General features: G+C 72.7%; 10 protein-coding genes and 1 pseudogene. 7 read left to right on the forward strand and 4 right to left on the reverse strand.

Going from position 1 to position 13,612, the window contains the following annotated elements; all coding sequences use genetic code 11:
• Nucleotides 1-156 precede the first annotated feature (156 nt).
• Nucleotides 157-3,112, forward strand: a pseudogene (gene afsR / locus IE134_RS02935) (SARP-family global regulator AfsR).
• Between the two features lie 204 nt (nucleotides 3,113-3,316).
• Entirely contained in the window at nucleotides 3,317-3,469 is a 153-nt protein-coding gene (locus IE134_RS02940; protein WP_175466712.1) for a hypothetical protein, read from the forward strand.
• A gap of 139 nt (nucleotides 3,470-3,608) precedes the next feature.
• On the opposite strand, the gene IE134_RS02945 is transcribed toward IE134_RS02940, so the two are convergent.
• On the reverse strand, nucleotides 3,609-5,162 hold the full coding sequence (locus tag IE134_RS02945; RefSeq protein ID WP_030709420.1) for a FadD3 family acyl-CoA ligase: 1,554 nt from the start codon (nucleotides 5,160-5,162) through the stop codon (nucleotides 3,609-3,611).
• A 99-nt stretch (nucleotides 5,163-5,261) separates the two neighbouring features.
• Here IE134_RS02945 and IE134_RS02950 point away from each other — a divergent pair, with 99 nt between their 5' ends.
• From IE134_RS02950 to IE134_RS02960, 3 genes are read left to right on the forward strand one after another with little or no spacing between them, the layout of a single operon-like run.
• Complete coding sequence (locus IE134_RS02950) at nucleotides 5,262-6,410, forward strand: lipid-transfer protein (protein WP_030709421.1); 1,149 nt, start codon at nucleotides 5,262-5,264, stop codon at nucleotides 6,408-6,410.
• Nucleotides 6,411-6,419: 9 nt separating this feature from the next.
• A complete protein-coding gene (locus IE134_RS02955; protein WP_030709422.1) occupies nucleotides 6,420-6,875 on the forward strand; it encodes a Zn-ribbon domain-containing OB-fold protein in 456 nt (151 codons plus the stop codon).
• A 3-nt stretch (nucleotides 6,876-6,878) separates the two neighbouring features.
• Nucleotides 6,879-7,655, forward strand: a complete 777-nt coding sequence (locus tag IE134_RS02960; protein WP_098016389.1) for an enoyl-CoA hydratase/isomerase family protein — start codon at nucleotides 6,879-6,881, stop codon at nucleotides 7,653-7,655.
• 17 nt (nucleotides 7,656-7,672) lie between these two features.
• On the opposite strand, the gene IE134_RS02965 is transcribed toward IE134_RS02960, so the two are convergent.
• Nucleotides 7,673-8,191 (reverse strand): hypothetical protein, encoded by a 519-nt coding sequence (locus IE134_RS02965; RefSeq protein ID WP_030709425.1) that lies wholly within the window; start codon nucleotides 8,189-8,191, stop codon nucleotides 7,673-7,675.
• 196 nt (nucleotides 8,192-8,387) lie between these two features.
• On the opposite strand from IE134_RS02965, the gene IE134_RS02970 reads away from it, so the two are divergent.
• On the forward strand, nucleotides 8,388-9,074 hold the full coding sequence (locus IE134_RS02970; protein ID WP_030709426.1) for a hypothetical protein: 687 nt from the start codon (nucleotides 8,388-8,390) through the stop codon (nucleotides 9,072-9,074).
• An 85-nt stretch (nucleotides 9,075-9,159) separates the two neighbouring features.
• Here the strand turns inward: IE134_RS02970 and afsK are convergent, their stop codons facing one another.
• A complete protein-coding gene (gene afsK, locus IE134_RS02975; RefSeq protein WP_189429497.1) occupies nucleotides 9,160-11,583 on the reverse strand; it encodes a protein serine/threonine kinase AfsK in 2,424 nt (807 codons plus the stop codon).
• 184 nt (nucleotides 11,584-11,767) lie between these two features.
• Entirely contained in the window at nucleotides 11,768-12,577 is an 810-nt protein-coding gene (locus IE134_RS02980; RefSeq protein ID WP_030709430.1) for a VOC family protein, read from the reverse strand.
• A 345-nt stretch (nucleotides 12,578-12,922) separates the two neighbouring features.
• Between IE134_RS02980 and IE134_RS02985 the strand changes: the two genes are divergently transcribed.
• A complete protein-coding gene (locus tag IE134_RS02985) occupies nucleotides 12,923-13,570 on the forward strand; it encodes a TetR family transcriptional regulator (RefSeq protein ID WP_006126763.1) in 648 nt (215 codons plus the stop codon).
• The last annotated feature ends 42 nt before the right edge of the window (nucleotides 13,571-13,612 follow it).

Here is a 13,612-nt window from a genome sequence, read left to right on the forward strand (position 1 = left end):
CCCGAGACAAGGCAGACTGTTGAGCGCGATACCAGCGGTACCGCGCCATCCGGATGCACACCGCACTTCGGCGCAGGGCGGACATTCGGGCGCGGGCACCACCGGCAGGATCCGCAGACGAGCGGGACCGGCAGGCGAGCAGGACAGGGGGCATCAATGGACCGTGCCAGCGGGCCACGCGTGCGCGTACCGGAGCAGCGTGTTCCGGAGAAACCGGTTACGGCGGACGCCCTCAGGTTCACCGTGCTCGGCCCCGTACGGGCCTGGCGTGGTTCGCAGCTGCTCTCCTCCGGCTCGCCCCAGCAGCGCGCCCTGCTGACCGCGCTGCTGCTGCGCGAGGGCCGGACGGCCACCGCGGGCGAGCTGATCGACGCGTTCTGGGGCGAGGACCCGCCCTCGCAGGCGCTGGCCACGATCCGGACGTACGCCTCCCGGCTGCGCAAGATCCTGGGCCAGGACACGCTGGTGAGCGAGTCGGGCGGGTACGCGATCCGCATCGACCGGGGCGCGCTGGATCTCACCCTGGCCCAGGACCTGGCGGCCGAGGCGGAGAAGGCGCGGGCGGCCGGGGACCGGTGCCAGGCACGCACCCTGATCAACAAGGTGCTGGGCCTGTGGGACGGCGAGGCGCTGGCCTCCGTGCCCGGCCCGTACGCGGACAACCAGCGGACCCGGCTGGAGGAGTGGCGGCTCCAGCTCACCGAGACGCGGCTCGACCTGGACCTGGAGGTCGGCTGCCACGCGGAGGCCGTGTCCGAGCTGACCGCGCTCACCGCGGCGCACCCGCTGCGGGAGCGGCTGCGCGAGCTGCTGATGGTGGCGCTGTACCGCAGCGGCCGGCAGGCCGAGGCGCTCGCGGTGTACGCCGACACCCGCCGCCTCCTCGCCGAGGAACTGGGCGTCGACCCGCGCCCCGAACTGGCCCAGCTCCAGCAGCGGATCCTGCGCGCCGACGAGGAGCTGGCCCGCCCGGCGGACGAACCGGCTCCGGCGCCCGCGCCGTTGCGGCCGGCGCAGCTGCCGGCCACGGTGCCCGACTTCACCGGCAGGTCCGCGTTCGTGTCGGAACTGGGCAGTCGGCTGGCCACGGCGGAAGGCTCGGTCATGGCGGTCTCGGCCGTGGCCGGGATCGGAGGCGTGGGCAAGACGACGCTGGCGGTACACGTCGCGCACCAGGCCCGCCGGCACTTCCCGGACGGGCAGTTGTACGTCGACCTCCAGGGTGCGGGGGCGCGGGCGGCGGAGCCGGAGACGGTCCTCGGCTCGTTCCTGCGCGCTCTCGGCACGGCGGACTCGGCGATCCCGGACACGCTGGACGAGCGGGCGGCGCTGTACCGCTCGACGCTGGACGGCCGCCGCATCCTGATCCTCCTGGACAACGCCCATGACGCGGCCCAGATCCGCCCGTTGCTGCCCGGTACGCCGGGGTGCGCGGCGCTGGTGACGAGCCGGGTGCGGATGGTGGACCTGGCCGGGGCGCATCTGGTGGACCTGGACGTGATGTCGCCGGAGGAGGCGCTCCAGCTCTTCACCTGGATCGTGGGCGAGGAGCGGGTGGGTTCGGAGCGGGAGGCGGCCCTGGACGTGGTGGCCGCGTGCGGCTTCCTGCCCCTGGCCATCCGCATCGCCGCCTCCCGCCTGGCGGCGCGCCGCACCTGGACGGTGTCGGTGCTGGCCGCGAAGCTCGCGGACGAGCGGCGCCGGCTGGACGAGCTCCAGGCGGGGGACCTCGCGGTGAAGGCGACGTTCGAACTCGGCTACGGCCAGCTGGAACCGGCCCAGGCCCGCGCCTTCCGCCTCCTGGGCCTCGCGGACGGCCCGGACATCTCCCTGGCCGCGGCCGCCGCCCTGCTGAACCTGGACCCGCACGCGGCGGAGGACCTCCTGGAGGCCCTGGTCGACACGAGCCTGGTGGAGTCCGCCGCCCCGGGCCGCTACCGCTACCACGACCTGGTGCGCCTCTACGCGCGTGCGTGCGCGGAGCGGGACGAGCGGGCGGTGGAGCGGGAGTCGGCGTTGTCGCGGCTGCTGGACTTCTATCTGGCGACGGCTGCGGGGGTGTATGCGCTGGAGCGGCCGGGGGACCGGTTGGTGGACCACCTGGAGCCGACGGATCACGCGGGCCTCGTCTTCGCCGACCGGCACGCGGCCCTGGACTGGCTGTACACGGAGGCGACCAACCTGCTGGCCTGCGTGCGCCAGGTGGCACGCCCGGCCACCCTGCGCCGCACGGTGGACCTGCTGTACGCCGCCCTGGACCTGGGCGAGTCGGGTGCGAACGCGAAGCAGTACGAAGCGGCGGCCGTGACCGTGCGCGAAGCAGCCCGCGAGTGCGGTGACCCCCGGGCGGAGAGCCGAGCCGTCATGTCGCTGGCCAACGCGCACCAGTTGGCGGGCCGGTTCGACCATGCGGACCGGGAGGCCGAGGAGGCGATGCGGCTGGCCGAGACCGCCCAGGACCTGCTGGCGGTCAGCTGGGCGGCCAACGCCCGGGGCATCATCGCGCTCTACCACAACCGCCACCAGGACGGCGAAGCCTTCCTGAACCAGGCGATCGACGCGTTCCGCAGCGACGGCAACCGGCCGGGCGAGGCCAGCGCCCTGTGCAACCTCTCCCGCATCCACCTCGCCACGGGACGAACCGCCAGTGCGATCACGCTGGCCCGCTCCGGCATCGGGATCTACGACTCCCTGGGGCATGCCCTGCGCGGCGCGAACGGCCGCTACGCCCTGGGCATGGCGCTGACCCAGAGCGGCGAGTTCGCGGCCGCCACCGCGAAGCTGACCGAGGCGCTGGAGATATTCCGCGACAGTCGCCAGCGGCTGTGGGAGGGCATGTCCCTGTTCCGGCTGGCGGAGGTGGAGATCGCATCCGGCCGGCCCGCGCAGGCCGCCCCAGTACGCGGAACTCGCGCTGACCGTCCTGCGGGGCATCGGCGGCGAGTGGCGGCGGGGGAACGTCCTGACCGTGCTGGGACGCGCACTGGCGGGCATAGGCCAGACCGGACGCGCGCAGGTCTGCTGGAACGAGGCGCTGGGCATCTACGACGATCTGGACGCGCCGGAGGCGGAGGGCGTCCGCTCCCTGCTGACGGGCATCTCGACGCACTGAAGCAGGCGCGTTCATCGTTCGTTTATCGCCCCCCGCCATGCTCAGTCCTGTCGATCCGTCGCGTCGGGGGGCAGACGGGGGCGACATCGGGCGCGCTATTAAGGTGAGCGGCCCCAAGAGGCCCGCCCAGCAGTCCACGGGGGAACAGCTGGACGGGCCTCGTCAACCCACTGCGCATCGCACAGAGAGAAGGAGTTGACCATCATGGCCGACGCCACGAAGAAGGACCCGGTCTTCAAGCCCGCCGACCAGCACGCGACCGGCGAGCCGACGACGCAGGACCAGCACGCGACCGGCGAGCCGGTGACGACGCAGGACCAGCACGCCACGTCGGAACCGTTCAAGCCGAAGAAGTAGGCCTCCCCGACGGGGATACGGGGGACGCGGTCGCGGCGACGCCGAGGGGGAGCCGCCGCGGTCGCGGTACGGGGGAATGTGTGAGGGGCCCGAGACGGGGGAAACGCTCGGGCCCCTCACACGTGTCCGGGGGCGGGACCTACCGCCCCCGGAGCTCCCCCTTCACCACCTTGCCGCTCGCGTTGCGCGGCAGTTCCGGGACGAACTCCACCGTCCTCGGGACCTTGAAGTTCGCCATCTCGCGGCGGGACCAGGCGATCAGGTCGTCCGCGGTGAGTGTCGCGCCCCGGCGACGGACCGCGTAGGCCTTGCCCACCTCGCCGAGGCGCGGGTCCGGGACGCCGATGACCGCGACGTCGGCCACGTCCGGGTGGAGGCCGAGGAGCTGTTCTATCTCGGCCGGGTACGCGTTGAAGCCGCCCACGATGAACATGTCCTTGATCCGGTCCGTGATCCTGAGGTTGCCCGCCGCGTCCAGGACGCCCACGTCGCCGGTGCGGAGCCAGCCGTCCTCGGTCATCGTGGTGGCCGTCGTCTCCGGGTCCTCGAAGTAGCCGGTCATCACGGTGAAGCCGCGGACCTGCACCTCGCCCGGTGCGCCCGGGTCCGCCAGGACGCGGATCTCGGTGCCGGGGATCGCGCGGCCCGAGGTGGTCGCCACGATCTCCGGTGCGTCGCCCCTCCGGCACATCGTGACGATGCCGCTCGCCTCGGAGAGGCCGTACGCCGTGAGGACCGTCGCGATGTGCAGTTCGTTGCGCAGGCGCTCCACCAGCTGGAGGGGGACCACCGCCGCGCCCGTCACCACCAGGCGCAGGGCCGACAGGTCGTGCGCCTCGCGTGCCGGGTGGTCCAGCAGGGACTGGTGGAGGGTCGGCGGGCCGGGGAGGACGGAGATCCGTTCCGCCGCGATGTTCGCCAGCACCGTGTCCACGTTGAACACCGGCTGCGGCACCATCGTGGCCCCCCGCATCAGGCAGGCGATGATCCCCGCCTTGTAGCCGAAGGTGTGGAAGAACGGGTTCACGATCAGGTAGCGGTCGCCCTCGCGCAGGCCCGCCAGCTCGCTCCAGATCTCGTACGCGCGCAGCGTCTGGGAGTGGGTGATCACCGCGCCTTTGGGCGCGCCCGTCGTACCCGAGGTGTAGATGATGTCGGAGGGCGACGACGGGGCGATCGCCGCCGCCCGGTCCCGTACGGCGGCGGACTCCACCCCCTCCCCCGCCGCCAGGAAGTCCGGCCAGCTCGTGTAGTCCTCGGGAGCCGTGTCCGCCAGCACCACCACCCGCTCCAGGTCCGGCAGTTTCACCTCCGCCCGGCGCAGCGACGCCACGTACGACGTGCCCAGGAACGTACCCGTGACGAACAGCAGCCTCGCCCGGCTGCGCCGCAGGATGTACGCCGCCTCCGTGCCCTTGAAGCGGGTGTTGAGAGGGACCAGTACCGCGCCCGCACTCACCGCCCCGAGCGCCGAGACGATCCACTCCGTCGTGTTCGGGGCCCAGATCGCCACCCGGTCGCCCGGCTCCACCCCGGCGGCCATGCACGCGGCCGCCGCGCGCTCCACCCGGTCGCCGAGCTCGGCGTACGAGAGCCGGGTGCGGCCGTCGGCCACCGCCTCGGCCGGGCCGTACCGCTCGGCCGCCGCCCGTACCAGCCCCGGGATGCTGCCCCACTCCTCGTCGCCCCGCATCACGCGCCCGCCTTCCGCCGCCGCACTAGCTGACTATCCGTCAGATTAGCGGTAGCCTCTGCCGCTGTCAGCAGGCGCGACAGTGCGGGAGGTCAGCGGATGGCGACGCTCAAGGACGCTACGGCGATAGCCGGGATTGGACAGACGGCGTTCGCGAAACGCCTCCCGGAGTCCGAGAAGACCCTCGCCTGCCGGGCGATCCTCGCCGCCCTCGACGACGCGGGCATCGCCCCGTCGGAGGTCGACGGCTTCGCCTCGTACACCATGGAGGAGACCGACGAGGTCGAGGTCGCCAAGGCGATCGGGGCCGGGGACGTCACCTTCTTCTCCAAGGTGGGGTACGGCGGGGGCGGCTCCTGCGCCACCCTCGGCCACCTCGCCGCCGCGATCGCCACCGGGCAGGCGAGCGTCGGGGTCGCCTGGCGGTCGCGGAAGCGCGGGTCCGGCCCACGGCCGTGGAAGAACACCGCCGTGCAGCTCCCCACCCCCGCCCAGTGGACCCGGCCCTACGGGCTGCTGCGGCCCGCCGACGAGATCGGCATGCTCGCCCGGCGCTACATGCACGAGTACGGGGCCACCCGCGACCACCTCTTCAACGTCGCCCTGGCCTGCCGCAACCGGGCCAACCAGAACCCGGACGCGATCATGTACGACCGCCCCCTGACCCGCGAGATGTACATGACCTCCCGCTGGATCAGCGAGCCCCTCTGCCTCTTCGACAACTGCCTGGAGACGGACGGGGCGTTGGCCTGCGTCATCGTCGCCGCCGAGCGCGCCCGCGACTGCCGGCAGAAGCCCGTCTACCTCCACTCCGTCGCCCAGGGGCTGCCCGCTCAGCACCACGGGATGGTCAACTACTGGAACGACGACCCGCTCACCGGCCCCGCCTGGGCAGCAGCTCGACAGCTCTGGAAGCAGGCCGACTTCGGGCCGAACGACGTCCATGTGGCCCAGATCTACGACGCGTTCACCCCGCTCGTCCCGCTCTCCCTGGAGGGCTACGGCTTCTGCGCGCGCGGCGAGGGCGGCGCGTTCACCGAGGGCGGGGCGCTGGAGAGCGGCGGACGGCTGCCGGTCAACACCGGCGGGGGCGGGCTGAGCGAGGCGTACGTCCACGGCTTCAACCTCATCACCGAGGGCGTCAAGCAACTGCGCGGCACCTCCACCGCCCAGGTGCCGGACGCCGCCACCTGCCTGGTCACCGCCGGTGAGGGCGTGCCGACATCCGCTGTTCTGCTGAGGAGTTGAGGCCATCCCATGAGCCTGTCCGATGCCTTGCTGCTGCCCGTCACCGACGAGGACGGCGCGCCCTTCTGGGAGTACACCGCCCGGGGCGAACTCCGCGTCCAGGCCTGCGCGTCCCCCGCCTGCGGCGAACTCCGCTTCCCGCCCCGCCCCTGCTGTCCCCACTGCGGGTCCTTCGCGAGTGAGTGGCGGCTGATGAGCGGGCGCGGACGGCTCTGGTCGTACGTCATCCCGCACCCGCCGCTCCTTCCGGCGTACGCCGAACAAGCTCCGTACAACGCCGTGTTGGTGGAGCTGGCGGACGCCCCGCAGATCCGTCTTGCCGGGAACGTCGTCGCCTCCCCCGACGCACCGCTGAACTCCGTCGACCCGGCGCGGCTGCGGATCGGGGCTCCGGTGCGGGCCGCGTTCTGCCCGGCGGGGCCGAGCGGCTCGGTCACGCTCGTCCGCTGGCTCCTGGAGCGGTGAGCGGTGGCGCTGCGCATCGAGCGGGAGGCCACGGCCGGGGTCGTGCTCGTCACCCTCGACCGGCCGGCGAAGCTCAACGCGATCGACCTGGAGACCGCCGGGGAACTCGCTTCGCTGTGGCAGGAGTTGCGGTACGACGAGAGCGTACGGGCCGCCGTCCTCACCGGGGCCGGAACCCGGGCCTTCTGCACGGGGATCGACCGGGGGGTCGAGGTCCCGCAGCCTCCCTCCCCGTACGCCGTCGACGACCCGCTCCTGCGCATCGGGCCCAAGGCGAACGACCTGTGGAAGCCGGTGATCGCGGCGGTGGAGGGGATGGCCTGCGGCGGGGCGTTCTACCTGCTGGGCGAGGCGGAGTTCGTCGTCGCGTCCCGGGAGGCGACGTTCTTCGACCCGCACACGACGTACGGGATGGTCTCGGCGTACGAGGCGATCGCGATGGCCCAGCGGATGCCGTACGGGGAGGTCGCCCGGATGTCCCTGATGGGCACGGCGGAGCGGGTGAGCGCCGAGCGGGCGTACGCGGTCGGTCTGGTCAGCGAGGTGACGGAGCCGGGCGGCGCGGTGGCGGCGGCGCTGCGGTCGGCGGCCGTGATCGCGGGATACCCGACGGACGCGGTGCAGGGCACGGTCCGGGCGGTGTGGTCCGCGAAGGAGACGGCCAGGACCCAGGCGATGGCCCAGGCCCCGGCGCTGATCGCCCTGGGCAACCTGCCGCCGGACCGGCAGGCGGAGCTGTTCGGGGCGCGGGGAGCGAGCGGGGCGCCTCGGGTGCGGTGAGCGGGTGTGCCGTGCGGTCAGACCACCTTGGCGGTCACTTCGCAGCGCTTGACCTTGGACACCTTGCCGGGGCTCTCCATCCGTACGGTGAGGGTGCGCACCTCGCCGCCGTCGAGATTCGCGGTGGTCTCGGCGGTGTCCACGGTGTTGCCCAGTGCGTCGACGAACCGCACGTCGATCTCGTACGCCTGCGAGCCCGGCTCGTTCGCCCGCAGCTCGACCAGCGACGAGGTGACCGCCTTGCGCTTGCCCTTGCGCGGCGTGGCGCAGCGGATCACCCGGACTGCGGGGGCGTCGGACGCGGTGGGCGTCGGGGTCGAGTAGGAGCCGGAGGACGAGGAGTCGTCGTAGTCGTCGTCGTAGTCCGTGTCGCGGTAGCCGTTGTTGCTCTTCTTCGAGCTGGAGCAGCCACCGCCGCCCGAGCTGCTGCTCTTGCCGCTCTTGCCCTTGCCGCCGCTGCTGGAGGCCGAGAATCCGGTGAGCGCGAGCACCACCACGACCAGGACCGCCGCGAGCTTCATCTGTCGCCGCATCATGGATGCAGCCCCCCTTGAGTTTCGTTGCCGTGTATCGAGCCGGTGGCGTGCGTTGTGACCCTCAGCATGCCGTGCGGGACTCCCTGTTCAGGTCATGACCCTGTCACGGTCCGGTCATGGTCTGCGTGGCGGGGGTGATCGTCCCGGCGTAGCGTCGGTGACGGGGGCCGTTCGCGTACGCCCTGGAGGCCTGACGATGATCCGCAACGTCCTCGGCTCCGTCGTCGCCCTGGCCGGGGCCGCCTCCGCCGTGCTGAGCCCGTTCCGCGACTGGTACGGCGGGCGGGTCGGGCACGACTACCGGGTGCGGGACCTCTTCGAGGGGATCACCCCGGTGGAGTCGGGGGTGCTGGTCTCGATCCTGCTCCCGTTCCTGGCGGCGACGCTGCTGGTGGTTCTGGGCGTGGTGCTCCGGTCCCGGCTCGTGGTCGCCCTCGCGGGCCTGGTGGTGCTCGGCTTCACGATCCTGTGGATGGTCCGCCAGGGGCAGGCCTCGGGGTCGCTGGTGGTGGGCGGGGACGGGGCGGGGTTGCAGGTGGGGGTGGCCAATGCGCTGGCGGGCGGGGTGCTGATGCTGATCGGGGCGCTGCTGATGAGTGGCCGGCGGAGCCGGCGGGAGCGGAGGGCGGTGCGGGAGCGGGAGCCGGTGGAGCCGTTCGCCGTGCCGGCGGCGGATCAGGTGGACACGTGGCCGCCGACGCAGGAGCCGGGGATGTCCGTGCAGACGTCGCCGTGGCCGGAGCCGGAGGTGGACCCGTACACGGGGCCCGATCCCCGTGACCCCCGTACGCGGTCCTATCCGCAGGCCGCCCCGCATCCGGAGGACGACCCCCGGGACCCGGTACACCCGCCGCACCGGCCTCCGCCGCCCCCGCAGGGTTGACGCCCGCCCCGGTCGAGGGTTCCGTCCTCAATCGCCGGACGGGCTCGATCGAGCCCGTCCGGCGATTGAGGACAAAGAAGGTGGCTCAGGTCCGCGCCCGGTTCCCCGTGCCCGTGCCCTTCAGCGCGTCCAGCGCGTACACGCAGCGGTCCTTGCTGCAGGCGTACACCACGCCCCCCTGCGCCACGGGCGAGCCCGTGATCTCTCCGCCCGTCGCCAGCTTCCAGCGGAGCTGGCCGCCCGCCGCGTCCAGGGTGTACAGCACATGGTCCGCCGAGCCGAAGTGCACCCGGCCGTCCGCCACCACCGGCGCGCCCACCACGTCGCCGCCCGCCGCGAAGCGCCACTTCGGGGTGCCCGTGACCGCGTCCAGGGTGTACAGCGCGCTGCCGCTGCCGACGTGCACGTTGCCCACCGCGACCAGCACCGGTTCGATCGAGGAGCGGGCCTCCGTGGCGATCCGCCAGCGGTCCTTGCCGGTCGTCGCGTCCAGCGCGTACACCGTGCCGAGGTAGTCCGCGAGGTACACCCCGCCGCCGGTCACCGCCGGGCCCGGCGCGAACGCGGGCGGGGAGAGGAAGACCGCCGGGGCCTCGAAGTGCCAGCGCACCCGGCCGGAGCCGGTCTCCACCGCCAGCACCCGGGTGCCCGCCGCGACGTAGACGTAGCCGTCGGTGGCCGGGGTGACCCGGACCGGGACGCCGCCGCAGGAAGCCGCGTCGCCGATCGGGTACGACCAGCGCTCCAGTCCCGTACGGGCGTCCAGCGCGCGGAGCCGGGCGTCCTGCCAGACGTACACCGTGCCGTCGTGGATGACCGGCCCGGCCTCCGCCGTCTCGAAGTCGCTCTGCGCGCCGGTGACTTCCCAGAGCTTCTCGCCGCTGGACGCCTCCCAGCCCTGCACACCGCCGCCCCGGGTCGCGGTCAGGACCGTGCCCCGGTCGGCCTTGAGCGCGTACACCCAGGCGTCGGTCGACAGGCGCCACTGCTCGGCGCCGGTCGTGGCGTCGAGCGCGTACAGCGAGGGGCCGTCCGAGGCGTGGATCCTGCCGCCCTCGACGGCCATCGCCCAGGCCACGTCGCGGGTCTTGAACTGGCGTCGGCCGTTGCCCACGTCCAGCGCGTGGACCTCGAAGGACGTCACGTACAGCAGATCGCCGGAGACGACGGGCGTCCCCCACACGTCGTTGGACATGCGGAAGCGCCAGGGCCGCCAGCGGTCGGGGGCGGGGGCCGCGGCGTCCGGGGCGGGGCCCGGGGGCGGGACGGCGGCGGTGGGGGCCGCGGCGGACGAGCCGTTGACCCCGGCGGGCGGACGGACCCAGCCGGTCGCGGGGGCCGGATGCGCGGCGGCCGCTCCGCGCCCCTCCCCGGCGCGCGGTCCGGGACCGATCGGCACCTTCGCGCCGGGCAGCTGGACGGGCCCGCTGTCGGGAGCCGCGGACGGTCCCGCCGAAGGGGCAGGCCCGCCGGACATCGGCGAGGGCGAGGCCAGCGGGGAGGGCGAGCGCAGGTCGGCCCCGCTGCGCCAGGCGGTGTCCCGTTCCGGGGCCCTCGGGGGCTGCCGAGGGGGCGGCGGGGGTGACACCGGGGCCGCGGGCGGCGCGGTCCGCCCGCCGCCCCGGCGGGCCTCGATCATCGCGGTGGCCCGGGAGGGCAGCCACGCCGAGGCCGTACCGCTGTCGTCGCCGCCGGAGGCGAAGAGGTGCGGGGCGAGCTGGGCCTGGAGGTCGGCGGGGCTGGGCCGCTGGGTGGCGTCCATCTGCATGCAGGACTCGATCAGCGGCCGCAGGTCGTCCGGCAGCCCTTCCAGGTCGGGGCCCTCGCGCAGCAGCATGAACACCGTCTCGACCGGGTTGGCCCCGTGGAAGGGGGCGTGCCCGGTGGCGGCGAAGACGAGGGTGGAGCCGAGCGAGAAGACGTCGCTGGCCCCGGTGACGCTGCGGGAGTCCCGGGCCTGTTCGGGCGACATGTACGCGGGCGTGCCGACGGCGACGTTCGTCATGGTCAGGCGGGTGTTGGAGACGCCGGACGCGATACCGAAGTCGATCACCCGGGGACCGTCCTCGACGACGAGGACGTTGGACGGCTTCATGTCGCGGTGCACGAGACCCGCGCCGTGGATGGACTGGAGGGCCTCGGCGATACCGGCGGCCAGCCAGCGCACGGCCTGCGTCGGCATGGGACCACACTCGTTCACTATCTCTTCGAGCGAGGGCGCGGGCACATAGGCGGTGGCGAGCCAGGGCACGGCGGCGCGCGGGTCGGCGTCGACCACGGCGGCGGTGTAGAACCCGCTGACGGCCCGGGCGGCCTCGACCTCGCGGGTGAAGCGGACCCGGAAGAGCTGGTCCTCGGCGAGCTCGGTCCGCACCGTCTTGATCGCCACCCGCCGGCCGGACGCCGAGCGGGCGAGATAGACCAGCCCCATGCCGCCGGCCCCGAGCCGTCCCAGCACCTCGAACGGGCCGATCCGTCTCGGGTCGTGCTGCGTCAGCTGCTCCACCACGTGCCTGCCACCTCCCCGTACGGACCTCGGCGACGAAGTCCGCGAATTACCGCCCGGTCGAATCCCGCCCTGCGCGCACCCCGATTCTTCCTGGCTCGGGCCCCGGTTGCGAACCCGGGGGCGGATCGGGGTGTCCCATGTCACTTCATCCCGTATCCGTCCACACCGGGTTGACCCGCACCGGTCAGGGAAGCAGTTCGCCGGGCTGCAGTACGGCGAAGGCGGCCCCCTGGTCGTCGTGGAGCACGGCCATCCTGCCGTAGGGGATGTCGAAGGGTGGCTGGGCGACCCGGCCGCCGAGCTGTACGGCGAGCTCGGCGGCGGCGTCGCAGTCGGCGACGGCGAAGTAGATGAGGAAGTAGCTCGGCATCTCGGCCGGGAACGCGTCCGTGATGACGCTGCGGCCGCCGACGGCGGTGTCCGGGCCGGGCTCGACGCCCTCGGGGGACCACATGCGGAAGTCGACCAGCGCTTCGGCGTCGTCGGAGACGTCGTGGCCCGCCTCGTCCAGGTCGGTGCCGTGGAAGCCGAAGACCTTCTCGTAGAAGGGGTCCACCCGGTCCGGCTGCCGGGTGTAGACCTCGGTCCAGCAGAAGGAGCCGGGGTCGTTCTGCTTCTCGAAGCCCGCGCGCTCCTCCGGCTGCCAGAGCCCGAAGACGGCGCCCCCGGGGTCGGCCGCCTCCGCCACGATCCCGGCGGCCCCCGCCCGTACGGGGTCGGTGATGATCTGGCCGCCGTGCTCGCGGATCGAGGCGACGGTGGCCCGGATGTCGTCGGTGGAGAAGTAGACACCCCAGGCCGTGGGCATCCGGCCGTCCTTCTTGGCGGCGAGCGCGGCGACCAGGCGGCCGTCGCTGAGCGCGTCCGCGAAGGGCATGCCGTCGCCCGCCCGGAAGGTCCAGCCGAAGAGCCCGCCGTAGAAGCGCTTGCCCGCTTCGAGGTCGGAGAGCTGCACGTCCGCCCAGCACGGCGCGGAATGCGCGAATGCGGCCATGGGACCGGGTCCTTCCGTAGCAGTGACGCCCGTCACAGTCAACGTAACGTCGCCTCCGGCCCCGCGCGCCCCGACGCACGGCGGACGCCTGGCGGATGCACCTATAGAGAACATTTGCCCGGTCGGTGAAGAGGTCGCCCAGCATGTGGACGAAAGTTGTCCACCGAAGTTATCCACAGGCTGTTGATAACATTTACCGTACGTAACACTCCCAGCTCCGCCGCCCTCGCGGGCGGCGGCCGAAAACCGTCGCTCCCCGCCCCCGCGCACCCCGCCGATCCTGCGCCGTTCCCCATTTGCAGTCGGCCGAATCGCGCTCCCATCACCCCTCGGTAAGCTGACGGCATGACAGGACAAGTACGCACCGTCGACGGCCGCGTGGCCGGTCGACGCGGTCAGGCGACGCGGCAGAAGCTGCTCGACTGCCTCAGCGAGATGCTCAGCTCCTCGCCGTACCGGGACGTCAAAGTCATCGACGTCGCCCGGAAGGCCGGGACTTCACCCGCGACTTTCTACCAGTACTTCCCCGATGTGGAGGGCGCCGTCCTCGAAATCGCCGAGGAAGTCGCCAAGGAGGGTGCCGGACTGACCGAACTGGTCGCCGGACGCTCCTGGGTCGGCAAAGCCGGCTGGACCACCTCCGAGCAACTCGTCGAAGGATTCCTCGACTTCTGGCGGCACAACGACGCGATCCTCCGTGTGATCGACCTCGGCGCGGCCGAGGGGGACAAACGGTTCTACAAGATCCGGATGAAGATCCTGAACTCGGTCACCAACTCCCTCACGGATTCGGTGAAGGAGCTCCAGAGCAAGGGCAAGGTCGACAAGGACGTCAGCCCGGCGGCGATGGCGGGCTCCCTGGTGGCGATGCTGGCCGCGGTCGCCTCGCACCAGAAGGGCTTCACCACCTGGGGCGTGAAGCAGGCCGAACTGCGCCCGAACCTGGCGCTGTTGGTCCACCTCGGCATCACCGGCAAGAAGCCGACGAAGTAGGCCCACCCCCGCCACGTCCTGTCTCACCGACGGCGGACCACC

It is taken from the genome of Streptomyces rubiginosohelvolus, assembly GCF_014649875.1.
GTDB lineage: Bacteria > Actinomycetota > Actinomycetes > Streptomycetales > Streptomycetaceae > Streptomyces > Streptomyces rubiginosohelvolus.

Coding starts and splice junctions, on each gene's coding strand:
- IE134_RS02940 (WP_175466712.1), top strand. CDS start 3,317: ATGGCCGACGCCACGAAGAAGGACCCGGTCTTCAAGCCCGCCGACCAG.
- IE134_RS02945 (WP_030709420.1), bottom strand. CDS start 5,162: ATGCGGGGCGACGAGGAGTGGGGCAGCATCCCGGGGCTGGTACGGGCG.
- IE134_RS02950 (WP_030709421.1), top strand. CDS start 5,262: ATGGCGACGCTCAAGGACGCTACGGCGATAGCCGGGATTGGACAGACG.
- IE134_RS02955 (WP_030709422.1), top strand. CDS start 6,420: ATGAGCCTGTCCGATGCCTTGCTGCTGCCCGTCACCGACGAGGACGGC.
- IE134_RS02965 (WP_030709425.1), bottom strand. CDS start 8,191: ATGATGCGGCGACAGATGAAGCTCGCGGCGGTCCTGGTCGTGGTGGTG.
- IE134_RS02970 (WP_030709426.1), top strand. CDS start 8,388: ATGATCCGCAACGTCCTCGGCTCCGTCGTCGCCCTGGCCGGGGCCGCC.
- IE134_RS02980 (WP_030709430.1), bottom strand. CDS start 12,577: ATGGCCGCATTCGCGCATTCCGCGCCGTGCTGGGCGGACGTGCAGCTC.
- IE134_RS02985 (WP_006126763.1), top strand. CDS start 12,923: ATGACAGGACAAGTACGCACCGTCGACGGCCGCGTGGCCGGTCGACGC.